At 63.3% G+C, this 22,592-nt stretch carries 23 protein-coding genes; 13 read left to right on the forward strand and 10 right to left on the reverse strand.

What is annotated here, in order from left to right; translation table 11 throughout:
• Nucleotides 1-12: 12 nt before the first annotated feature.
• The 9 genes from LDO11_RS10005 to LDO11_RS10045 form a co-directional block, all read right to left on the reverse strand.
• The gene (locus LDO11_RS10005; protein WP_232141408.1) at nucleotides 13-1,437 is read right to left on the reverse strand and encodes a redoxin domain-containing protein; all 1,425 of its coding nucleotides are present in this window, start codon (nucleotides 1,435-1,437) and stop codon (nucleotides 13-15) included.
• Nucleotides 1,438-1,465: 28 nt separating this feature from the next.
• Complete coding sequence (locus LDO11_RS10010) at nucleotides 1,466-1,960, reverse strand: low molecular weight protein-tyrosine-phosphatase (RefSeq protein WP_232141409.1); 495 nt, start codon at nucleotides 1,958-1,960, stop codon at nucleotides 1,466-1,468.
• Nucleotides 1,953-2,726, reverse strand: coding sequence for a 3-deoxy-manno-octulosonate cytidylyltransferase (gene kdsB / locus LDO11_RS10015; protein ID WP_232141410.1), 774 nt, complete (start codon nucleotides 2,724-2,726; stop codon nucleotides 1,953-1,955). The genes LDO11_RS10010 and kdsB overlap by 8 nt, the downstream gene beginning before the upstream one ends.
• A 30-nt stretch (nucleotides 2,727-2,756) precedes the next feature.
• Nucleotides 2,757-3,785, reverse strand: coding sequence for a tetraacyldisaccharide 4'-kinase (lpxK, locus tag LDO11_RS10020; protein WP_232141411.1), 1,029 nt, complete (start codon nucleotides 3,783-3,785; stop codon nucleotides 2,757-2,759).
• The gene (gene msbA / locus LDO11_RS10025) at nucleotides 3,782-5,542 is read right to left on the reverse strand and encodes a lipid A export permease/ATP-binding protein MsbA (protein ID WP_232141412.1); all 1,761 of its coding nucleotides are present in this window, start codon (nucleotides 5,540-5,542) and stop codon (nucleotides 3,782-3,784) included. Before msbA ends, lpxK begins: the two co-directional genes overlap by 4 nt.
• A 10-nt stretch (nucleotides 5,543-5,552) precedes the next feature.
• On the reverse strand, nucleotides 5,553-5,978 hold the full coding sequence (locus LDO11_RS10030) for an ExbD/TolR family protein (RefSeq protein ID WP_232141413.1): 426 nt from the start codon (nucleotides 5,976-5,978) through the stop codon (nucleotides 5,553-5,555).
• Nucleotides 5,979-5,981: 3 nt separating this feature from the next.
• Nucleotides 5,982-6,656: a MotA/TolQ/ExbB proton channel family protein gene (locus LDO11_RS10035; protein WP_232141414.1), complete on the reverse strand. Its 675-nt coding sequence runs from the start codon at nucleotides 6,654-6,656 to the stop codon at nucleotides 5,982-5,984.
• A gap of 179 nt (nucleotides 6,657-6,835) precedes the next feature.
• Nucleotides 6,836-9,181, reverse strand: a complete 2,346-nt coding sequence (locus tag LDO11_RS10040; RefSeq protein WP_232141415.1) for a DNA internalization-related competence protein ComEC/Rec2 — start codon at nucleotides 9,179-9,181, stop codon at nucleotides 6,836-6,838.
• Nucleotides 9,178-10,119, reverse strand: a complete 942-nt coding sequence (locus tag LDO11_RS10045; RefSeq protein ID WP_129137225.1) for an integron integrase — start codon at nucleotides 10,117-10,119, stop codon at nucleotides 9,178-9,180. Before LDO11_RS10045 ends, LDO11_RS10040 begins: the two co-directional genes overlap by 4 nt.
• 281 nt (nucleotides 10,120-10,400) lie before the next feature.
• Here LDO11_RS10045 and LDO11_RS10050 point away from each other — a divergent pair, with 281 nt between their 5' ends.
• The 13 genes from LDO11_RS10050 (at nucleotide 10,401) to LDO11_RS10105 (ending at nucleotide 20,748) form a co-directional block, all read left to right on the forward strand.
• The gene (locus LDO11_RS10050) at nucleotides 10,401-11,033 is read left to right on the forward strand and encodes a DUF998 domain-containing protein (protein WP_232141416.1); all 633 of its coding nucleotides are present in this window, start codon (nucleotides 10,401-10,403) and stop codon (nucleotides 11,031-11,033) included.
• A 334-nt stretch (nucleotides 11,034-11,367) separates the two neighbouring features.
• Nucleotides 11,368-11,694, forward strand: a complete 327-nt coding sequence (locus tag LDO11_RS15935; protein ID WP_435574630.1) for a DUF4145 domain-containing protein — start codon at nucleotides 11,368-11,370, stop codon at nucleotides 11,692-11,694.
• Nucleotides 11,695-11,762: 68 nt separating this feature from the next.
• Nucleotides 11,763-12,296, forward strand: a complete 534-nt coding sequence (locus LDO11_RS10055) for a hypothetical protein (RefSeq protein WP_232141417.1) — start codon at nucleotides 11,763-11,765, stop codon at nucleotides 12,294-12,296.
• A gap of 79 nt (nucleotides 12,297-12,375) precedes the next feature.
• The gene (locus LDO11_RS10060) at nucleotides 12,376-13,230 is read left to right on the forward strand and encodes a hypothetical protein (RefSeq protein WP_232141418.1); all 855 of its coding nucleotides are present in this window, start codon (nucleotides 12,376-12,378) and stop codon (nucleotides 13,228-13,230) included.
• An 856-nt stretch (nucleotides 13,231-14,086) separates the two neighbouring features.
• Nucleotides 14,087-14,374, forward strand: coding sequence for a hypothetical protein (locus tag LDO11_RS10065; RefSeq protein ID WP_232141419.1), 288 nt, complete (start codon nucleotides 14,087-14,089; stop codon nucleotides 14,372-14,374).
• Between the two features lie 867 nt (nucleotides 14,375-15,241).
• Nucleotides 15,242-16,033: a DUF6988 family protein gene (locus tag LDO11_RS10070; RefSeq protein ID WP_232141420.1), complete on the forward strand. Its 792-nt coding sequence runs from the start codon at nucleotides 15,242-15,244 to the stop codon at nucleotides 16,031-16,033.
• Nucleotides 16,034-16,720: 687 nt separating this feature from the next.
• Nucleotides 16,721-17,128, forward strand: a complete 408-nt coding sequence (locus LDO11_RS10075; RefSeq protein ID WP_232141421.1) for a hypothetical protein — start codon at nucleotides 16,721-16,723, stop codon at nucleotides 17,126-17,128.
• 145 nt (nucleotides 17,129-17,273) lie between these two features.
• Complete coding sequence (locus tag LDO11_RS10080) at nucleotides 17,274-18,047, forward strand: hypothetical protein (protein WP_232141422.1); 774 nt, start codon at nucleotides 17,274-17,276, stop codon at nucleotides 18,045-18,047.
• Nucleotides 18,048-18,566: 519 nt separating this feature from the next.
• Nucleotides 18,567-18,845 carry a hypothetical protein gene (locus tag LDO11_RS10085; RefSeq protein ID WP_232141423.1) on the forward strand — a complete coding sequence of 93 codons (279 nt, stop codon included), beginning with the start codon at nucleotides 18,567-18,569 and terminating at the stop codon, nucleotides 18,843-18,845.
• A gap of 102 nt (nucleotides 18,846-18,947) precedes the next feature.
• Nucleotides 18,948-19,652 (forward strand): hypothetical protein, encoded by a 705-nt coding sequence (locus tag LDO11_RS10090; RefSeq protein ID WP_232141424.1) that lies wholly within the window; start codon nucleotides 18,948-18,950, stop codon nucleotides 19,650-19,652.
• A gap of 89 nt (nucleotides 19,653-19,741) precedes the next feature.
• Nucleotides 19,742-20,029 carry a hypothetical protein gene (locus tag LDO11_RS10095; RefSeq protein WP_232141419.1) on the forward strand — a complete coding sequence of 96 codons (288 nt, stop codon included), beginning with the start codon at nucleotides 19,742-19,744 and terminating at the stop codon, nucleotides 20,027-20,029.
• A gap of 147 nt (nucleotides 20,030-20,176) precedes the next feature.
• The gene (locus LDO11_RS10100) at nucleotides 20,177-20,455 is read left to right on the forward strand and encodes a type II toxin-antitoxin system RelE/ParE family toxin (RefSeq protein WP_232141425.1); all 279 of its coding nucleotides are present in this window, start codon (nucleotides 20,177-20,179) and stop codon (nucleotides 20,453-20,455) included.
• On the forward strand, nucleotides 20,455-20,748 hold the full coding sequence (locus tag LDO11_RS10105) for a HigA family addiction module antitoxin (RefSeq protein WP_232141426.1): 294 nt from the start codon (nucleotides 20,455-20,457) through the stop codon (nucleotides 20,746-20,748). Before LDO11_RS10100 ends, LDO11_RS10105 begins: the two co-directional genes overlap by 1 nt.
• Before the next feature lie 483 nt (nucleotides 20,749-21,231).
• Here LDO11_RS10105 and LDO11_RS10110 read toward each other — a convergent pair.
• Nucleotides 21,232-22,388 (reverse strand): IS3 family transposase gene (locus LDO11_RS10110; protein ID WP_232141427.1). Its coding sequence is split into 2 segments (ribosomal slippage): nucleotides 21,232-22,148 and nucleotides 22,148-22,388, totalling 1,158 coding nucleotides; the frame shifts between segments, so codons are not numbered across the junction.
• Nucleotides 22,389-22,592: the final 204 nt, after the last annotated feature.

Below are 22,592 nucleotides of genomic sequence, written 5' to 3' on the forward strand. Positions count from 1 at the left end.
CGCCCACGGGCATCATTCGCCAATGGGCACGTGGCTCATCGTGCCGTCGCGCGTGTCCAGCCGCAGTACGGCATGCGCATCGGTATCGGCGATCCACACCACGCCATCGGCCACCGCCAGCCCGGAGGGGCCATGCAGCGGCCGCGGCAGTTCGAACGTTCCCAGCTCGCCACCGCCCAGGCGCAGCGTGCGCAGCACGTCGTTGCCGCTGTCGGCGATCCACAGGCGAGGCGAGTCGGGGTCGAGCGCCAGCGCCTGCGGCTGCTGCAGGCGCGCATCCACGCGCTGCCCGTCGGCGCGGCCGAACTCCCACGCGCCCTGCCCCAACAGCGTCTGCACCTGGCGGGTGCGCACGTTCACGCTGCGGATCGCGGACCCGGCGGCATCGGTGACGTACACCGCCTGCTGTACCGCGGTCAGGCCGACGGGCTCGGCGAAGGCGGCCGCCTCGCCGGTGCCGTCGACGACGTCGAGCGCACCGGAACCCGCCAGCAGCGAAAGTTCGCGCTGACCGAGGTCGAGATCCCAGATGCGGTTGTCACCGGCGCAGGCCACGTACAGGTGCCCGCCGGCCAGCGCCACCGCGCGCGGCTGGTCGAGGATCACCGCGCGCGGATCGCTGACGATTCCCGGCTCCGCGGTGCCCGGGCGCCCGGCCCCGAGCACGGTATCGACATCGCCGGTGCGCAGCTGGATGCGCCGCACCGCGTGGTTGCCGCTGTCGGCGATATACAGGGTGTCACGCTCGATGGCGATGCCGTGCGGGCGGTTGAACGCCGCCAGCTCCATCGGGCCATCGATGAAGCCCGGGCCGCCGCTGCCGAACTGGCGCAGCACGCGCCCGCCCTGGTCGCACTCGAGTACGCGGTGGTGGTTGCTGTCGGCCACGTAGAGATAACCGCCCGACAGCGCGATGCCCACCGGGAAGCGCAGCGGCAGTCCCGGCTCGCCGCCGCGACGCAGTTCGATCGGCCGGGTGCTGCGCGAACGCGGCACCAGCCCGGCGATCAGCTGGCTCACGCGCATGTCCAGTTCACGGATCGGCCCTTCGCCGACCACGCGGTCGCGGATGCGCCCGTCGCCGTCGATCAGCACCACCGTCGGCCACGCCTCGATGCCGAACTGCTGCCACGCGACCCAGTCGGCGTCGTGCGCCAGCGGGAACTCGAACTTCTGCCGGCGCAGCCGCCGCCCGGCGCGGCGTGCATCGCGCTCGTGCTCGAACTTCGGCACGTGGATCGCCACCACGTTGAGGCGCTCGCCGTGGCGCGCATGCAGGTGCGCGAGGTCGTTGAGGCGCTGGGTGGACCACGCCGAGCCGGCGTTGATGAAGGCCAGCGCACAGACCTTGCCGCGCAGCTGCGCCATGCGCACCGGCTCGGTGGTGTTGAGCCAGTCGAGGCTGGCCGGAAACTCGGGGGCGAGCGTGTGTTCCATGGGCCGTCCGGAAGCCGCAATCGCGGGATTATGCGTCATCGCCGTGATGCGGGGCCTGCAGCCGGCGCACCGCGCCGCGAGCGGCGGCCTCGACCACCTGCCACACATCCTCGAAGTGGTCGTCGCCGCCGGTGTAGGGGTCGGGAATGGCGCCATCGCCGGTCATCACCCCGGCCCAGTCGGTGAGCAGGGCGATGCCCGCGGTGGCGTTCGCGGGTTTCCGCGCACGCACGTCGGCGAGGTTCTGCAGGTCGGCGCACAGCAGCCAGTCGAAACGGGTGTAATCGGCGGTGGCCAGCTGGCGCCCGCGCAGACCCGAGAGGTCGACGCCATGGCGGGCGGCGGTGGCGATGGCGCGGGGGTCGGGCGGATTGCCGACATGCCAGTCGCTGGTGCCGGCGGAATCCACCTCCACGTGGTCCAGCCCGGCCCCGGCCAGCTGCCGGCGTAGCGCGCCCTCGGCCATCGGCGAACGGCAGATATTGCCCAGGCAGACGACCAGCAGACGCGTGGGCTCAGGCATTGCGGTGCTCCTGCAGGCGCGCTTCGGCACGCGCTAGGTCTTCGGGGGTGTCGATCCCGGGCGGGAACGGCGACGGCGCCAGGCCGACAGCGATGCGGTGCCCGCTTTCGAGCACGCGCAGCTGCTCGAGCGCCTCCACCTGCTCCAGCACCGCCGGCGGCATCGCCGCGAACGCGCGCAGGAAGCCGGCGCGATAGCCGTAGATGCCGATGTGGCGCAGCCAGGTGTGGCCGGCAGGCAGACGGTCGCGCGCCTGCGCAAAAGCGTCGCGTGGCCACGGCACGGGTGCACGGCTGAAATACAGCGCATCACCGTTCGCGGCGCGCACCAGCTTGACGGCGTTGGGATCGAACAGCGTCTCGACATCCTCGACCGGTGCCGCCAGCGTGCTCATCGGCGCGCCGCTCGATGCCACCAGCGCCGCCACGGCGCGGATGCCATCGGCGGGCGCGAACGGTTCGTCGCCCTGCAGGTTGACCACGATGGTGTCATCGCTCCACCCCGCGATCTCCGCGCACTCGGCGAGACGGTCGGTGCCGGAGGCATGGTCGCTGCGGGTCATCGCCACGTGCACCGGGGTGGACGCGAGTGCCTCGGCGATGCGCGGGTCGTCGGTGGCCACCCAGACGTCACGTGCGCCGGCGGCCAGCGCACGCCGGGCCACGTGCAGCACCACTGGTTCGCCGCCCAGCGGTTGCAGCGGCTTGCCCGGCAGACGGGTGGATGCGTGGCGGGCCGGAATGGCCACGACAAAGTCTGGAGTCATCCGGCGATGATGCCACGCATGGCGTGCGGCTCAGCCCGGACCGGTACGCAACGCCCGCAGGCGATCGAGCAGCGCCACCCAGAACGCCTCGGGGAGCCCGGCATCGACCGGCACGCTGTAGTGGCGGTCGCCGGCGAGCGCCGCGCACTTCACCGCGTCCTTCTCGGTCATCAGCACCGGCAGGTCGCTGCCGAACTGCAGGTCCCCGGCGCGGTAGCGGTGATGGTCGGGGAACGCATGCGGCACCACGCCGATCCCGCGCGCGCGCAGCCCGGCGAAGAAACGCTCGGGATCGCCGATGCCGGCCACCGCGTGCACGCGCTTGCCGACGAAGGCATCCAGCGACAGCGGGCGGCCGCCCAGCAGCGGCAACGCGCGCGTGGACTGCAGGCGCATCGGCCATTCGCCGAAGCCGGTGCTTTCGGATCCCGATTCACCCGGCACCGCGGTCCCGCGATTGACCACGCGGAACGCGACGCCGCCCGCGCGTTCCGCCGGCTCGCGCAGTGGGCCGGCAGGAATCAGCAGGCCATTGCCGTAGCGGCGGCGGCCATCGATCACCTCGATCTCGAGATCGCGGCGCAGCCGGTAGTGCTGCAGGCCGTCGTCGCACACCACCACGTCGCAGCCGGCGGCCACCAGCGCACGGGCGGCGGCCGCGCGGTCGCGGTCCACCCGGACACGCACGCCGGTGCGGCGGGCCACCAGCAACGGTTCGTCACCGGCCAGCGCCACCGGCGTGTCGGCGGTGACCCACAGTGCGTCCTCGGCACGGTCGCGGCCGTAGCCGCGGCTGGCCACGCCGGGCGTCCAGCCGGCATCGCGCAGGCGCTCGACCAGCGCGATCGCCAGCGGCGTCTTGCCGCTGCCACCGGCAATCAGGTTGCCGATGACGATGACCGGCGCATCCGCACCCAGGCGCCGGCGCAGGCCGCGCGCATACAACCCGCGGCGCACCGCCACGGCACTACCGTAGACGCCCGCGAGCAGGCGCGACCACAGCGGTGGGGCGGCGCCGTCGAACCACCAGCGCGGCGGGGTGCGGGTGCGACCGCTCATGCGTCGCCGTCGCGGAACTGCATCCGGTGCAGGTGCGCATACAGGCCGCCCTGCGCGAGCAGCTCGGCATGCGTGCCCTGCTCCACCAGCCGGCCGTGGTCGAGCACCAGCACCTGGTCGGCGTGTTCGATGGTGGACAGCCGGTGCGCGATGACCAGCGTGGTGCGGTCGGGCATCAGGCGGTCGAGCGCGACCTGCACCAGGCGTTCGGATTCGGTATCGAGCGCGGCGGTGGCCTCGTCGAGGATCAGGATCGGTGCATCGCGCAGGATCGCGCGCGCGATCGCCAGGCGCTGGCGCTGGCCGCCCGACAGCCGCGAGCCGTTCTCGCCGATCGCGGTATCCATCTTCTGCGGCAGGCGTTCGATGAACTCCCAGGCGTTGGCGCTTTCCGCCGCGGCGCGCAGCGCCTCGGGCGAGGCATCGGCGGCGTAGGCGATGTTCGCCGCGACCGAATCATCGAACAGCATCACCCGCTGCCCGACCAAGGCGATCTGCCGGCGCAGGTCGGCCAGCCGGTACTCGTCCAGCGGCACGCCATCGAGGATGATGCGCCCGCTGGTGGGCTCGTAGAAACGCGGCACCAGGCGCACGAGGCTGGTCTTGCCGCTGCCGGAGCGGCCGACGATGGCGGTCACCGTGCCCGGGCGCGCGGTGAAGCTGATGTCCTCCAGCGCGACATGCCCGGCGTCGCGCTCGTAGCGCAGGCCGACGCCCTCGAAGCGCAGCTCGCCGCGCGCGCGTTCCAGCGGGCGACCGCCGACATCGCGCTCCTCGTCGGCGTCGAGGATGGCGAAGATGCGCTCGGCAGCCGCCACGCCGCGGCCGATCACGCTCTGCACGTTGGTGATGCGCCGCAACGACGGGATGATGCCCATCATCGCTGTCATCAGCTGCACGAATTCGCCCGGCGACAGCGCCTGTTCCAACGCCTCGCGGGTGGCCACCCAGATGATCGCCGCCAGTGCGCATGCGGCGAAGATCTGCACCAGCCCGGAAGCGATCGCGCGGGTGGTCTCCACCTTCATGTTGAGCCGCAGCACGCGGTTGGTCAGCGTGGAATAGCGGTCCTGCTCGAAGCGCTGCGCGCCGTACACCTTGACGTCCTGCTGCGCGGCCAGCGACTGCTCCGCACTCTGCGCGAGATCGCCCATGCCGGTCTGGATGCCGGAACTGATGCGCCGGTAGCGGCGGCCGACCACCCACACCAGCACGCCGATCAGCGGCACCACCACGATCATCGCCATGGTCACCTTGACGCTGGTCCACAGCATCAGGCCGAGCAGGAAGATGATGGTGAGGCCATCGGCCACCAGCACCTTGAGCGCGTCGGTGCTGGCCTGGGCGACCTGCTCGGTATCGAAGTTGAGGCGGCTGACCATCGCCGGCACCGCCTCGTCGTCGAAGCGCGCGCTCGGCAGGCGCAGGTACTTGCCCAATACCAGCTCGCGCATGTCACGCACCACGCTGCGGCCGGTGCGTGCCATGCCGTAGTCGGACGCGAAGGTGGCCACGCCACGCATCAGGAACAGGCCGACGATCGCCAACGGCAGCCAGATCGCGGCCCAGGGTTGCGGATTGACGAAGCCGTCGTCGGTCAACGGGCCCATCAGGTACACGAAGGCACCACCGGCAACCGCCTCGATGACCATGCCGATCATCGCCATCACCAGCAGCGGCCAGTAGCGGCCGGCGTGGCCGAGCAGGCGGCGATAGATCGGCCAGGCGGCTGGCGGCTTGGGTTGCTGCTGGGTCATCGGATACGGCTCAACGCGTCGCCGCGTCGGGCGCGGTGGCGATCGAAATCTGTCGGAAACCAAGCTGGCCCAGCGCGTCCATCGCCGTCACCACGGCCTGGTGGGGGGTGCGTGCATCGGCGCGCAGCAGCACCGGCCGCTGGCGGTCGTCGCCGGCGACTTCCGCGATGGTGCGCTTGAGCGATTCGACGTCGGTGCGCAGGGCCTCGCGGTCGTCGACGAAATAGCGGCCGTCGGCATTGACCAGCACGCTCAGCGACTGCGTCTGCGCCTGGGTGTCCTCGGCATCGGCGCGCGGCAGTTCCAGCTTCATCACCGAACGCGCGTCGAAGGTGGTGGTGATCACGAAGAAGATGATCAGCACCAGGATCACGTCGATCAGCGGCACCAGGTTGAGCTCGGGCTCGTCGCGGGCGCGACGGTCGCGGATGCGCATGGCTCAGCCCTGCACGGCCAGCGCCGGGTCGCCCACCGCGGGCGCCACCGGCGCACCGGCGGTTGCGGGGCGGCGGCTGCGCGGGTCGATCGTGTCCATCAGGCGGATCGCCTCGCTCTCCATCTCGACGATGTAGCCGTCGATGCGGGCGCGGAAATGGCGGTGGAACATCAGCGCCGGGATCGCCACGATCATCCCGGCCGCCGCGCACACCAGCGCCTTGCCGATGCCGCCGGCCAGCTGGTTCACGTCGCCGACGCCGTGGTCCATCACCCCCATGAACATCTGGATCATGCCGACCACGGTGCCGAACAGGCCCAGCAGCGGGCCCGCGGCGGCAATCGTGCCAAGCGCATTCAGATAGCGCTCCATGCGGTGGACAAGATGGCGGCCGGTGTCCTCGATACGCTCGCGGATCTCCTCGCGGCTGCGGTTGCGCACGTCGAGCGCGGCGGCCAGCAGCGCGCCCAGCGGCGAGGTCTGGCGCAGCGACTCGATATGGGTCGCATCCAGTCGTCCACGTGCAGCCCAGGCGCGGACCTCGTCGCCCAGGCCCGGCGGAAGCACCGCCTTGCGACGCAGCGCCCAGCACCGCTCGACCACGATCGCCAGCGCCACCGCCGACAGCAGCAACAGCGGAATCATCGGCCAGCCGCCGGCCTTGACCAGTTCAAGCACGTCGTATTCCCCGGGCCGCAGCGGCCGTCCACGAAAACCGGGCGCTAGGATAGCGTAGCCACCGTGGGGCGCAGCGGCGGCAGGCCGGATGGCGCGCACTCCCGCGGGGTCACCGACGGCCAGCGCCTGGCGACGACCCCATCGCGCAGGTCGATGCGATGGACGCGCAGGCCCCCGGTCTACTCGCCGTTCGCCATGCGTGCCTGGCGGCGGGCCGCATCCCACAGCCGTGGATGGCTGGCGCGGCGTTCCGCGACCGAGACGCCCCGCGCATCCAGCCGGACCCGCAGCGCCCCGCCTGCCGCGGTGTCGTGGACGCCCGCGCCGGCCGCTTCCCAGCGCCCGACCGCGTCGGCCTGCGGATGCCCGAAGCGGTTGCCGTGGCCGGTCGACACCAGCGCATGCCGGGCGCCGGTGGCGGCAACGAACAGCGGATCGGACGATTTCCCGCTGCCATGGTGCGCAGCCAGCACCACCTCTGCACGCACCCCGGCCGGATCCGCGCGCGCCAGCTCGCGTTCGACGACCGCACCGATATCGCCGGCCAACAGCACCGCCCCGTGCGCGGTGTCGATCCGCAGCACGCAGCTGGCCTCGTTGCGGAAATCGGGAAAGTGCAGCGGCGGATGCAGGAAGCGGAAGCCGACGCCATCCACCGCCCAGCTGCTTCCTGCGAGGCACGGCGCCGCACCCTCGAGACCGGCATGTTCGGGCGCGAACAATGGCGCTGCCGGAAACTTGCGCCGCACCGCCGCCAGCCCGCCGGCATGGTCGAGATCGGCATGGCTGGCCACCAGCGCGTGCACGCGGCGCACGCCCAGCGCATGCAGGGCCGGCAGCACCACGCGTTCGCCAGCGTCGTAGCCATCGGGAACCGCCGGCCCCATGTCGTACAGCAGCGCGTGGTGGCGGGTGCGCACCAGCACCGACAGGCCCTGCCCGACATCGAGCACCGTGATGTCGGCGGCCCCGTGCCCGGGCAATTGGCGATCGGGCCACAGCAGCGGCAGCCACAACAGCGCCGCCAGCGGCTTGCCGGGCACACCCCGCGGCAGCAGCAGCCAGAACGCCGCCAGCACCGCCAGCGGCAACGCGAACCAGCGCGCCTCCGGCAGCCACCACAGCGAGGCGCCGCTGGCCGCCAGCCGCTCGAACAGCGGCCAGCTCAGATCGAAGCACCACGCGGCCAGCCGCCAGGTGCCGGCGCCCCAGCCCGCGTGCACGGCATCGAGTGCCGTGCCGAGCAGCGACAGCGGCACCACCACCAGGCTCCACCATGGAATGGCGACCAGGTTGGCGACCGGCCCGGCCAGCGATGCCTGCCCGAACAGGATCACCGTCAGCGGCAGCAGGCCGAGCGTGGCCACCCACTGCGCGCGCAGGAAGCTGGCCAGCACCGGCTTGCCCTGCGCATCCGGCAGACACCAGACCAGCCAGGCCACGCCGGCGAAGCTGAGCCAGAAGCCGGCAGTGAGCAGCGACAGCGGATCGACCACCACCACCGCGATGCCGGCCAGTGCGAGCGCATCGGCCACGCCCAGCGGGCGCCGCCACAGGCGCGCGGCCATCGCGACGCCGATCATCAGCACCGTGCGCACCGTGGGCAGCGCCCAGCCGGCGACCGCCGCATAGAACAGCGCCGCGGAAAACGCTGCCAGCACCGCCGCATGCGGCCGTGGCAAGAGCCGGCCCAGCGGAGGCCACAGCTTCCATACCCCTGCGGCCAGCAGCGCGAAGAAACCCGCGACCAGACCGACATGGAAGCCGGAAATGGCGATCAGGTGGGTCAGGCCGGTGGCGCGCAGCGTTTCCCAGTCGATCTCGTCGAGCCCGCGCGTATCGCCCAGCGCCAGCGCACGCACGTAGCGCGACGACGCACTGGGCACCGCGGCCCCGATCCGCTGCGCCACCTGTTCGCGCCAGCGGTCGATGCCCTGCCCGGCGCGCAGCGGCACCGCCGGCTCGCGGTCGCGGACGTATCCCACCGCGGCGATGCGGCGTGCAAAGGCGTGCTTCTCGCTGTCGTACCAGCCGGGATTGCGCAGTCCACGCGGCGCACGTACGCGCGCCGTGAAGGCCCACCGACTGCCGGCTTCCAGCGCATGCCGGCCGGTGGAAGTGCCATCGCGGTCGTCATACCAGGCCAGCCGCAACAGGCGCCCCTGCAGCGCATCGGGCATCGCGTCGCCGCGACCGACGCGGAACAGGAAGCGGGTGCGGTCGACGTCGTGCTCGGGAAGTCCCACCACCCGCCCGAAGAGCGGCACGTCGGCACGCTCGAGCTCCGCCGGCAACTGCAGCGCGAGCGCGAACACCGCGTGCAGGCCGGCCAGGGACGCACCGCAGGCAAACGCACCGCCGACGCGCCATGCACCGCCGCGCCACCAGCCGTAGAGCCCGACAACCGCCACCACACACCACCAGGGCCATGCCGGCAAGGCTGGCAGCAGCAATGTGCCAAGGGCCCCTGCGACCAGCGCCGTGGCCACCGCGGCCCCCAACGGATGCACGTGCGCAGTGCTCACGCGGGCACCGTGTCGAGCGGACTGCGCACGCCGCGACCACCGCGGTTGAGCACATGCGTATAGATCTGTGTGGTCGATACATCCTTGTGCCCCAGCAGTTCCTGGATGGTGCGCAGGTCATAGCCCGCTTCCAGCAGATGGGTCGCGAAGGAATGCCGCAGCGTGTGACAGGTGGCCGGCTTCACCAGCCCGGCATTGCATACCGCCAGCCGGAAGGCACGCTGCAGCCCTTTCTCATCGCGGTGATGGCGCCTGGTGATACCGCTGCGCGGATCGATACTGCGCGCGCCCGACGGGAATACATACTGCCAACCGGGTTCACGGGCCGCGGTCGGAAACTTCACGGCGAGCGCGGAAGGCAGCCAGACCGCACCATATCCCGCGTCGAGATCACGGCGATGGATCCGCCGCACCTCCTCCAGTTGCGCCTGCAACGGCGCGAACAACGCCCCGGGCAGCATCGTGCGGCGATCCCGCCCGCCCTTGCCACCCCGCACTGTGATCTCGCCGCGGGAAAAGTCGACGTCCTTCACCCGCAGCCGCACACACTCCATCAGCCGCAGGCCGCTGCCATACAGCAGCGAAGCCATCAGCCAGTGCACGCCCGACATTTCTCCGAGCACGGCCGCGCACTCCTCGCGCGACAGCACCACCGGCAGCCGGCGCGGTTTCTTCGCGCGACGGATGTCCTCCATCCACGGCAGGTCCTGCCCGAGCACTTCGCGGTAAAGGAACAGCAGTGCCGCAAGGGCCTGGTTCTGGGTGGAAGGCGCGACATTTCCACATACCGCAAGCGAGGTCAGAAACGCTTCCACCTCGCGCCCGCCAAGTTCGCGCGGATGCCGCCTGCCGTTGGCGCGAATGAACCGCACGGCCCACCCCACATAGGCATCCTCCGTCCTGCGGGCAAGCCCGAGCCGTCGGATCCGCCCCCGCATCCGCTCCAGCAGCCCGCCCGGACGGCTCTCACCGGCGCTGACTCCATCACTCGTTGTTCCCCGATCCGTGGGGTGGTAGCGTCCCATCGACCTTCCTGGTCAGCGGCATCCAGCACCAAGATTACGCACCAGGATTAGGCACCCACATCCGACGCAAGCCGTTGTGGTTGTAGGAAAATCCCGGATGCGGGACGGGGAAAACAACGGGTTACGGGGCGACGTTACACCCCGACTTGTCTTCGAATAGGTGTTAGGCCACACAGCACGTTACGGGGAATGCCATGGAAAGAGCACAACTTAGTCGCATCCTGCTGGGAGCATCCATCCTGTACGTGGTGGCGTTCTACTTCACCGGTGCCGCAATAAAGCCCGGCTATTCGCAGCTGTCGAATTTCGTAAGCGAGTACAACGCTACTGGCACACCGTGGGCGGGGACCCTTACGTATTCGGGCTACGTTGCCACTGCCGCTTTATTGTCAGCCTTCATGGTGGCGGCTGCGCCGATTGCCCAGGTTTCGGGCGCGAGTCGTGTCGGCTTCTGGCTCCTTTGGTCGCTCCCGTTTTCTTTCCTTCTTGGGGCTATAGCCCCTTGCGACCCCGGCTGTCCTCTTGAGGGATCAACGAGCCAAAACCTGCACAATGCTATGGCGGTCGTTGCCTACTTCGGCATGGGTGCTGGCGTCGCGCTTGTCTCTTTAGCCGCTGGATTTCGGCGGTTCAAGCTACGCCGCGCCTTCTTGTTCCTCACGGGCATCGCATTCCCAGTGTTATTCCTGACCATGGTGGAGCCGGATGTCGCACCGTGGAGAGGACTGATCCAACGGCTTCTCGATGTCGCATTAGCAGCTTCCCTAGTGCTGATGTCCGTCACTGTCTTCCGCACAGGCCGGCGGGCACCGCAGGGTGTGGCCTAACAATTCGTCCAAGCCGACGCCGCTTCGCGGCGCGGCTTAACTCTGGTGTTAGCCGCAAGGGGTATCTATGCGACTGATTGGACAGCTAGCCGTTACGCGATGTCCGCACTGTGGCGTGGATAGTCCGTCACTAAGGCTCGTCCACAACATGCAGACGAAAGCATTCGATGCCTCCAACCCTCGGCACTGGGGAGTCTATGTCTGCAGTCGTTGTGGTGGAGCCGTTCTAGCGTTCTCCGGTGCGCTGAATGAGCGGGTCATAGGTATCTTTCCTCCCATGGCAGGGATCGATGAGGCAGTACCGGGCACCGCTCGTGAGTATTTGCTTCAAGCAATGAACTCTCGACACGCTCCGGCAGGGGCAGTCATGCTCGCCGCGAGTTCAGTCGATGCAATGCTCAAGTCAAAGGGTTACACCGCGGGCAGCCTCTACACTCGCATAGACCAGGCAGCAACTGACCACATCATTACCAGTGACATGGCTGCTTGGGCGCACGAGGTGCGTCTGGAGGCTAATGGCCAGCGACACGCGGATGACAACGCCGCTCTTCCAACCAGCGCTGATGCAGAGCGCGTCATCGATTTCGTACGTGCTCTAGCCGAGCTCATGTTCGTCCTGCCCGCGAGAGTGGAGCGTGGCAGGTCTACGAGCGGCGGCTAACAATTCATTCAAGCCGACGCCGCTTCGCGGCGCGGCTTAATTCTGGTGTTAGCCCGCACAGGTGGCTCATGAACTATCGTGACGCTCTTGAGATCGCCAGAAGGAACCCAGGGTTCTCCGTCACACGCGGAGACGATGACGGCTTCATTGTCCGAAGGCCCGATGGCTCCCTCTTCTCAGAGCAACCATCTGCGATTGATGAGACAGAACAACTTCGACATGAAATTGAGATGGTTCGGAAGCATCACGACGAAGCACTTGCTCTGTGGGATGAAGAAAGACGAAGGAGTGACTCTGTGCTTGCCGGCCGCGAGGCAGAGATTCGTAAGCTCCAGATGGAACTGCATAAGGAACACCAAGGAAATCTGGAAGCTGCTAGGCACATAGAGCAACTTCAGGCGAAGATTGCCAAAGTGAGTCAGGCGGAGTGGGAAAAGATAAAGGCTGATGAAGAGCAAGAACGTAAGGTTTATGCCAAGGCCATGAAGGAAGAGCGGAATGTCGTGAAGTGCGCGTGTCTTGGGGAGGTCGAGAACTGCGCTCGCTGTGACGGCCGCGGTAGCTACACGACAGATGGCTATGGAAACCCCGTTTACGCATAGTTCGCGGGTGCGGGCTAACAATTCATTCAAGCCGACGCCGCTTCGCGGCGCGGCTTAACTCAGGTGTTAGGTCTTTGTAATGAAATTCGACGAACCTCAGTTGTCGGACTGGCTCTACAAGAAGAATCAGGAGTATCGAGCCAAGAACATTATTCACAAACAGCGCCCATTCTTAGCACTCTCCGAACTGACGGCTCAGAATAATCTTTCAATTCCGTTCAATCATCCCATCTCGACCTTCGTGTTCGAATGGTTCAAGAAAAATAGCCCGTCAGGGGCTCATCAAGTTGGGTCCGTATACACCGGAGTTCTCTATTTTGATTCAGCTTTCTGGCCAGTAGAGGTACCCATAATTTTCGGCGAAGTCATCCTTTCTCCAAGTGACAGCCTTCAGAATATGCCAGCATTGATCAAACATGAGCTCTTAAATTCTTCCTCAGAGATGAAGCAATACACAGAGCATTGGCTAAATTGCATAGATTATGGTTACGGGAGCACGGAATCTTCGTTCTCCAACTCCAATGCCACCGCGTTATTTAACTCGGCACAAGCAGAACTTTCCGGGGGAAATTCTCTACTTTTAGACACAAGATCAAATCCAAAAGCAATTCTAAGCTATCGGCTGACGGCCGAAATTTTCTTCAAAGCAATACTAGTTGAGCAGCGAAATTTTACGGAAAAACAGATCAAGGATTTGAACCATGATCTTGCTACGGCGCACCGAGAATGCAGCCCTGTACTTAATACCGTAACTTTCTCAAAAGTTGCTCACGACCTTCAAGTTTTCCCACCTTTCGTATCTGCGCGCTATGAATCTCCTTCGTGGGATCAAGAAGATCTTTGGGCTGCATGCAGAGTGGTTCAAACCATTGCTGCTGAGACTACCAGGCTACATTCAACAAGAAATTTGAAGCTCTGCGCCACAAAGACCTAACAATTCGTTCAAGCCGACGCCGCTTCGTGGCCCGGCCTTTTGTGCTAGCTTCTAGCACAACGCCGTGCCACTACGCAGCGCGGCTTAACTCAGGCGTTAGGCCTTGTTTCCCGCACTGTTGTTGCCGGGTTTCAGGCACGCGGTAGCGCCTCGCTCATTCATTGCATTTGCACCTCGCACGCGCGGTGAAGGCATCGACAGGCGCTCGTGGAGCACCCCGGCTTCGGACAGGCGCGGCTTCAGCGCAAGCATGATCATCCCGAGTCGGCCTCGTGTCGCTGGCCGTGAGCTTTCGTCGCCGCGCGAGTTGCCGCTCTCGGCTCCGCACTCGGGCACGGCAAAGGCGCGGCAAGTTGTTGTAGTGTTCGGCTCAGGGGTTGGGCCAGGTGCCAGGTATCGGCGGCCTAACGAGTCATTCAAGCCGATGCCGCTTCGCGGCACGGCTTAATTCTGGTGTTAGGCCTTGTTTCCCGCACTGTTGTTGCCGGGCTCCAGGAAATCTGCGGCGCCTCGCTTATCCGCAGCGTTCGCACCTCGCACGCGCGGTGTAGGCATCGGCAGTCAGCCCTGCAGCAACTCGGCTTCGGACAGCCGCGACTCTCCGCAAGATTCAACCTGCCGAGTCGGCTTCGCACAGAGCGCGGTGAGAGTTCTTGGCCGCGCGCACCGGCCATCCAGCTCCGGTCGTGCCAAACGCCAACCCAAGCGTTCTGGCAAGGGCTGTTGTAGTGTTCGGCTCAGGGGTTGGGCCGTACGGCACAGGTGCTGGGCATCGGCGGCCTAACGAGTCATTCAAGCCGATGCCGCTTCGCGGCACGGCTTAATTCTGGTGTTAGGCGCTACAAGGAGCGTAGGTATGGATTTCTCACAAGTTCCCACTGGCATGATCGTTCTTGCAAGTGTGGCTGTCATTGCAGCCCTCATAATGCATTGGCGCATGCGCAAGTTCTGGCTTGCTTCCGTGGCAAGCGCAGCATCTACCGTTGCGGTATTTCTTGTACTTAGCGTCATCCAGCAACGGGGACTTCCGGACCCACTGGAACCACTGGCGTTTTTTTACTTCGCACTCTTCGGCCTTGTCGTCGCCATCATTGTCGGGGGCTTCGTTCGGGCTGTTCGCTTGGTGCTACCGGTACGCGCCTAACAATTCGTTCAAGCCGACGCCGTCCTCGGTGCCGTTGAGCGCTGCCGCATCTGGAGCCATACTCCACTCGACAGGTCGCGGCCGGCGCGGCTTAACTCAAGCGTTAGGCCTTGTTTCCCGCACTGTTGTTGCCGGGCTCCAGGAAATCTGCGGCGCCTCGCTTATCCGCAGCGTTCGCACCTCGCACGCGCGGTGTAGGCATCGGCAGTCAGCCCTGCAGCAACTCGGCTTCGGACAGCCGCGACTCTCCGCAAGATTCAACCTGCCGAGTCGGCTTCGCACAGAGCGCGGTGAGAGTTCTTGGCCGCGCGCACCGGCCATCCAGCTCCGGTCGTGCCAAACGCCAACCCAAGCGTTCTGGCAAGGGCTGTTGTAGTGTTCGGCTCAGGGGTTGGGCCGTACGGCACAGGTGCTGGGCATCGGCGGCCTAACGAGTCATTCAAGCCGATGCCGCTTCGCGGCACGGCTTAATTCTGGTGTTAGGCCTTGTTCTCGGCACTGTTGCAGCACCGGTTATCGGTTGCTTGTCGCATCCGGTCTGCCTGTTGCGATTGGCTCTTTGCACGCGCGGTGACGGCATTGGCAGCGAGCTTTGTGTGCCTCGGCTTTGGACAGGCGCGACTCTCCGCAAGATTCAACCTGCCGGGTCGGCTTCGGGCAGTGCGCGGTGAGAGTTCTTGGCCGCGCGCATGGTGCGTTTCGGCAGCACCAGACACGGCGCTTGTTGTACTGTTCGCCTCAGGGGTTGGGTTGCCGCACTTCGGGCGCAAGTGCCAGGGAACGGCGGCCTAACGAGTCGTTCAAGCCGATGCCGCTTCGCGGCACGGCTTAACTCTGGTGTTAGGCGCCCTGCGGGAGACTTCGGCAGTGCCAAACGAAAACAGTTTGTCCGACGCTGTGCATCGAGTCGTTGAACAATGGAGCAGAGTTGAGCCTGTAACAGAGGGCGACCTTACGGCGCTTGCCGCAAGTGCGCGTAACGTTAACGAGCAGGCAATCGCCTTTTTAAGTGACCTGCCTCCTGTTCAAGCAGAACACCATTATCTATCCCTGCAGTTGATTCGGGCAGCTTGTGACCATGGCAGAGGCCTTTTGTTCCTCATCGAGACAAACTTCCGCGACATGGGCGCTCCTGCCTTAGCGCTGCATCGCTCTCAGATTGAGAATTTTCTCAGAGGAGTCTTTCTTGGCTTCTTAGCCGATGAAGAACAGCGGGAGGACTTCCTGGAGAATGACGTAGGAGTCAGACAGAAGAACGAGAATGGCAAATGGCAGGTGCTCGGAACCAAATCACTTGCTCAGAGCGTCGAAGCTTTCATCAACGAACTTGCTGACTCACCGCTAGATGACCCAGAAAAATTCTCTCGAATGGTGACCAACACATGGAACCCCTTATGCGGCTTAGTTCATGGCGGCCGGGCAATTCATGCATTGTATCGGGACGGCCAAGGACTGATTGGTGGCGACATTTCCTTGGGCGTCCTGTTTCAATGCGTGAGCAATTGTTTCGTCATCACAAACTTTTGCTTCATGACAGTTATTGCCCACATTTACCGCCTCGCTGGAATTCCAACGGACTGTGCGCTTAACGTTGCCATGAATGATTTCATAGAACTACAGCGCCGTATTCGGGCAAAGCAGCTCGCGGGCGGCGCCTAACAATGCGTTCAAGCCGACACCACATCGGGACGCAAATCACATGGCAGGTACAGCATGCCATGTGCTTTACGCCCCGCTGCGGCGCGGCTTAACTTAGGCGTTAGGCCGCACATGAAGAGTTCCGCACCTTTCTGCTTTGTCGCTTTGCTCCTCTTCGGGTGCGCTCATAGCCAGCCGGAGCACCCGCGACCATTTTTTCCTCAGCTAGCTTCCCCGCCGCCTGGACTTGAAGAAGTTTGGCTGACGGCAGCTTTCGAAGGCACTCTCGTAGTCGCGGATGGATGCGTAAAGGTCCGCTCACTCGATGGGCAGTTGGACACAACCGTCCTGTGGTACCAAGGAATAGAGTTGGTGCGCGATAATTCGGGGCGGTCCATCCAGAACATCCACACAGGAGAGACCGCAAGATTCAACGTGCCTGCTAAATTCGGTGGAGGGGACGCTTCGGACGAACATGTACAGCGAAACTATCCGGAGGTGGCGCGCCGTTGTGGCCCTCCTTACGCTGTCGGCTACCCGTCAGATGCGCCCTAACAAATCATTCAAGCCGACGCTGCTTCGCAGCGCGGCTTAATTCTAGTGTTAGGCGTCATGACTACCTCTATCGCACTTCAAGAAGCATGGTCCACTGCGTGTGACGCCTACCAACATGGGCTAATCAACTCAGAGTGCACGCTGCACTCGCTTATGTATGCCGAGCTCCGGTCACGACTGTCTGATCACGTCATTCTTTGCGAGCCGCAGATCACCGTGGAGCGACACGGCTGCTTTGTCCCAGACATCGTGGTCCTCAAGGAGCGCGATGTTGCGGCCATCATCGAGCTAAAGTTCGTCCCCCATCACTACTCCGTCTATGAGCTTGACCTTCGTAAGCTTGCGGTTCTTGCGGCATACGAGCAGAACTTTCCGCTGCTTCTAGATCCAAAGTCGGGCGACTTCACACCAGATTCCTTTCGCGTCAGCTCGGACTGCATCTTGGTGTTCGCAGCTATTGGGCAGCATGATGCGGCTGCGGTTGATACCCCGGGACTAAGAGCAGCAGTGGCACAGTTCGGCGGCCGGTTTGTCCCGCTGGTCTATGGAGTGCAAGGATGACGCCTAACAATGCGTTCAAGCCGAAGCCGCTTCGTTCCGCAAAGCACATGGCAGGTATAGCTTGCCATGTGCTTTGCTCCACTACGCGTCTCGGCTTAACTTAGGTGTTAGCTCTTAGGTCCGACGGCATAAGGAATGATCAGACATGCTCAAATGGTTACGAAAGGCTGGAGATAGCACTCGGCTCGATCAAGAGATCCAAAGGACAGGGGTGAGGGCAGCAGCATTCCCGAAGGATATGCGAGAGCGGCTAGTGAAAGTTGTACAAAACCATGTCGATCTAGCGAAAAGCCGGCAGCATCTCAGTAGTCAGGAGTTTCAAGAGTTCTTCGATCAAGCGTTTGGCCTTGCAGCAATCATCCCCACCGTGGTTGGTACTGATAGAAAGATGGCTGTTGAGTGTGTCGGCCAGCAAGGTTACGAACTAGTTGTTAATCTTGTTCGTGACGAAAACCAATCACTGTACGGAGATCTTGTAAAGGATCTCTACGCGGCCTGCAAACCGTGGATGCGGCACCCGAACAATGAGTTCCTAGAAGCGGTTCAAGAGATCCGCTTAAACGAAGATCCAGTCGATTCCGATCTCTGCGAGAATGAAGATATCGATCCTGAACTTTACATTTTTGAACAGTTAGGCGCCATTGCACCTGAGATAATACAGAGCGCGTCTCATTCGGATGATCTGGATGTTGCCATGATCAGCTCGGCATCTATTGTGCCGATGGTTGCGGAGGCAAAAAGCAGCTTTCAGCTAGAAGTTCAAGACGGCTCAGTGCTCTCAAGCTATCTTCGAGCGGTTAGTAATCAAGACTTGCCGACGATGGCTGGCATGGCGCGACTGTTTGCCGATCAGCTGAAGTACATTGATGATCCCATCTTGAGAGGAACCGTCATCTACTTTTGGTTCACCGGAGAATAAATAGTACCTAGCGGAGGGGGGTTGAGTGTTCACATTTTTGGTCATCTGCGTAATCGGCGTGCTTTGGTACTCCGCGAACAGGAACTACATAAGCACCAATCTATGGACGTGGCGTCGTAAACGCGCTGCGTACGCTTGGGCAATGGTAGGGGCGCTCTGCGGATCCTACTTTGGCGTAGCGGGTATGGGATCGGCAATTGCGGGAACTATCCCAGGGGCAATAGTTGGCTACTTGGTCGCGAGCAACCTGATGAAGAGCGACTCGGACCCATCAGGCTAGCAGATTGAGCTGTTAAGTCACTCAGCCTGAAGCTGATTCATAGCGCAACTCAATTATGAAGTTAGCTATATCAAACTTCGTAGCCAATCGCATGGGAAAATTAGCAAGCACCACAGGGGAATTTTATGTTTGGGCTATTTGGCAAGAAGAAGCCTGAGACTGCATTAGACAAGTTCATACATGCCGTGTACGGCAACCCCCCTCCGCCGAAACGCGCAAACGTTGAAGAGGCGATTGCATTGGCTGAGATCGATCTTCTGGGGGGAGTGATTGACCAGTCAAGTATTCGCGAGCAAGCACTGGCTCTGAGTTCTGGGCCCATTCCATACTCAACGCAGGATCTGGCACTTGCTGTCGCAATTCATTTCTTCAAGCAGCCGCAATTAGTACCGCACTTAGGGCAAGCGCAGCTAATGGCTCGGCTGTGCGCTATGCAATGGCTCCAAGGTGGTTTGGCAGTTGCTGTACTTGTCAAAAGCTTCGAAGACACGCTGTATACAATGTACAAGCCCACGTAGATGAGCATCACGGTGCGAGCTAACAAATCGTTCAAGCCGACGCCGCTTCGCGGCGCGGCTTAACTCAGGTGTTAGGGCGCAGGGACAGATCAGGGGGATCTGATGCTTGATGTCGTAACAACATCCTTCTACATCAAGTCTCCTGTCTTTGATAAGGACGACTTCAGAGACTATTCCACGCAACTGTTTGACCAGTGGGACGAGTATGTTGAGGCCCACCTCAATCTGCCTGACTACGCGGTTACGCTGATAGTTGAAGAAGGGTCCATCAAGGGCTTCGGTAAGATCGCCGCTACTGCAGGAGCGCTCTACCTGGCAATTGGCAACTACGGCGGGTTTGTGTCTGGTGTTCAAGCAATCCGGCAGCAGGCGTCGTACGTCACAAGCGCTCTCTTTGACCAAGCGAAGCAGAACTTCGGTTGCAAAAGCGCGCGGGGTAACTCGAAGCAAAGCGGTGGAGAGATCTACTATCTGAAGAGCCTCTTTGACCGTGTTCAGGCCGGACAGCTCACCTCGGATCAGGCCATAGCTGAAGTGCAAGACCGCTGGGGTCAGGAGGCTGCAAACTCACCGGAGTTGCTGAAAGATCTCGAGAGAAGTTTAGCCAGGGCTCCACCGCATCCTGAGCAGCTTTCTATGTCGGACGATTTCTGGGAGCCGTGCGAAGAGATTGGCAAGCCGGAGCGTCAACCCAAGCCCACGCCTCATCGCCGCCCTGACGCCCCGATGCCCCAACACTACAGAATTGAGATTTTTCGCCAGCGGAAGGGTGGCGACAAGAAGGTTAGGCTTACAAAGGTCAAATAGTGGGCACTGCGCCCTAACAATTCATTCAAGCCGATGCCGCTTCGCGGCACGGCTTAATTCTGGCGTTAGGCGCTACAAGGAGCGTAGGTATGGATTTCTCACAAGTTCCCACTGGCATGATCGTTCTTGCAAGTGTGGCTGTCATTGCAGCCCTCATAATGCATTGGCGCATGCGCAAGTTCTGGCTTGCTTCCGTGGCAAGCGCAGCATCTACCGTTGCGGTATTTCTTGTACTTAGCGTCATCCAGCAACGGGGACTTCCGGACCCACTGGAACCACTGGCGTTTTTTTACTTCGCACTCTTCGGCCTTGTCGTCGCCATCATTGTCGGGGGCTTCGTTCGGGCTGTTCGCTTGGTGCTACCGGTACGCGCCTAACAATTCGTTCAAGCCGACGCCGTCCTCGGTGCCGTTGAGCGCTGCCGCATCTGGAGCCATACTCCACTCGACAGGTCGCGGCCGGCGCGGCTTAACTCAAGCGTTAGGCCGCTTGTTGCGTGATGCGCAACATGATACAGTCCCCGCATGATTGAATCGTTCCGGCACAAAGGCCTTCGCAAGCTCTTCGAGACGGGCAATGCGTCTGGGGTGCAGGCCAGTCATGCCAAGCGGCTTCGGATGCAGCTGGCTGCCTTGGACACGGCGCGGACCATTGAGGACATGGATATCCCGGGGTTTCGGCTGCACCCACTCAAGGGACAGATGCGCGGACGCTGGTCTGTAACGGTCAACGGCAATTGGCGGCTGACGTTTGAGTTCCGGGACGGGAACGCTTACGTCCTTGACTATGAGGACTATCACTGATGGCCATGTACAACCCTCCCCATCCTGGCGAGTTCATCACTGACATCTATCTTGAGCCGAATGGCATCAGCGGCCGCGAGTTGGCGGAAAAGCTGGACGTGGCGGCTTCTACCCTCAGCAGGATTCTCAAGGGCTCCAGCCGGGTTACCCCCGAGATGGCGCTGCGTCTTTCCAAGGCAATTGGGCGTTCTCCGGAGAGCTGGCTCGCCATGCAGGACGCGCATGATCTGTGGGTAGCCCGGCAGCATGTTGACCTCAAGCGGGTGGGCAAACTTGAGCTGGCCGCGGCCTAACAAGTCATTCAAGCCGACGCCGCTTCGCTGCGCGGCTTAATTCATGTGTTAGCCGTCATGACAGCATCCGAAGTCGCCGCCTGGTGGGGAGCCGTCATTGCTACGGTTGTCCTTGTCTGGGACATCTTCAAGTGGGCCCGCGCTGGGGTGCGCCTCAAAGTCCACGCCGTTCCAAACATGCAAGTTGCCGGCGACGCGACTGAGACGAAGCTGGTGCACATTGAGGTCGTAAATCGTGGTGACAAGACAACCACGATCACTCACTAGGCCTTCTACGAGTTCGCCTCAACACTTGACCGCTTGCGCGGCAAGCGCAAGGCGGCCGGGATCGTGCCATATCCTGAGGGTCCTCAGTTGCCGTACGAGTTAGCTCCCGGCAAAAGGTGTGCGGCAACAGTTCGCCAAGCTGGGTTGTTCCCTCATTTCTCAGGCGGCCAAGTCTATTGCGTCATCATTCACTCAGGCAGTGACAAGGAGGGGGTTCTACCCCGAAATCACGGACGGTTGTGAAAGAGCTGATAACTTCTGATCTTGCCTGGCGACCCTCCGCCGCATCCTCGGATTGTGGAACCGCTCGATGTATTCGAACACATCGGATCTTGCGGAATCGAGTGTCGGATACGTCGTGCGGTAGACCCGCTCGCGCTTGAGGAGGCCGAAGAAGCCTTCGCAAGCCGCGTTGTCACCGCAATGGCCCACCGCACTCATCGAGCACACCAGTTCGTTGGCTGCCAGGTAACGCTGGTAGTCGCCGCTCCGGAACTGGCTGCCGCGATCGGAATGCAGGATCAGCGGATCGCTGCCCTGACGCTGCCAGACCGCCATCTGCACGGCCCGAATGACCATCTGCCGATCCTGCCGGTGGTGCATCGACCAGCCCACGACGCGCTGGTCGAGCAGATCCAGCACGATGCACAGGTACAGCTTTCCTTGCCGGGTCTTGAGTTCGGTGATGTCGGTGACCCACTTGGTCTCCGGTTCCAATGCGGTGAAGTCCCGCTCCAGCAGATTGCGCACACCCGGCGGCGTCAGCGCCGGCTGGCCGCGCTTGCCACGCTGCTTCGGCCGCGGCCAGCCCTGCAAGCCATCGGCCGCCATCACGCGCGCGACCCGGTTCAGGCTGGCCGTCTCGCCGGCATCAGCCAGATCTTCCTGCATCCGACCCGCGCCCAGCGTGCCCCGACTGTCCTCGTGCAGCTCGCGGATCCGGCCGAGCAAGCGCTGGTTGTCGAGTTGGCGGGCACTGGGCAGGCGCTTGCTCCAGTCGTAATAACCGCTGGCCGACACCCGCAGGCAACGGCACATCAGTCGAACCGGAAACTCATCGCGGCAACGTTCGATCACCTGATACCTCAGGATGATCCCTTGGCAAAGAACGTCGCCGCTTCTCGCAAAAAATCGCGTTCCTTCTTGATCCTGGCCAGTTCGCGCTTCAGGCGCGCCATCTCTTCGTCCCGAGGCGTCCCTGCGCCCCCGAAGGCAACCGCCCCCTGGCTCTGGGCCTCTCGCTTCCAGCGGGTCAGCAGGGTGTCCCGAATCCCCAGTTCCCGGGCCACCTGGGCACAGCTGACACCCGGCTGGCTGGCCTGCTCAACCGCACCGCGCTTGAACTCCGCGCTGAACTTCCTTCGCTTCGACATGAACACTCCTCGGCCTCAATCGGCCTTATCGTAAGTGTCCGTGAAAACGGGGGTGAACCCAGGTCTTGTGTCGCTTAGGGAAACTCTGAACAACTCCCCCGACGTGGGCGACAATAGCGCAACGCGATGAGGGTGACGATCGATGCAGCTGACGTTCGGTGATGCCGAAGGCATGGGCAAGCGCAAGCGGACCCGCAAGGAGAT

The sequence above is a fragment of the Alterluteimonas muca genome, from assembly GCF_021191595.1.
Classification (GTDB): domain Bacteria; phylum Pseudomonadota; class Gammaproteobacteria; order Xanthomonadales; family Xanthomonadaceae; genus Luteimonas; species Luteimonas muca.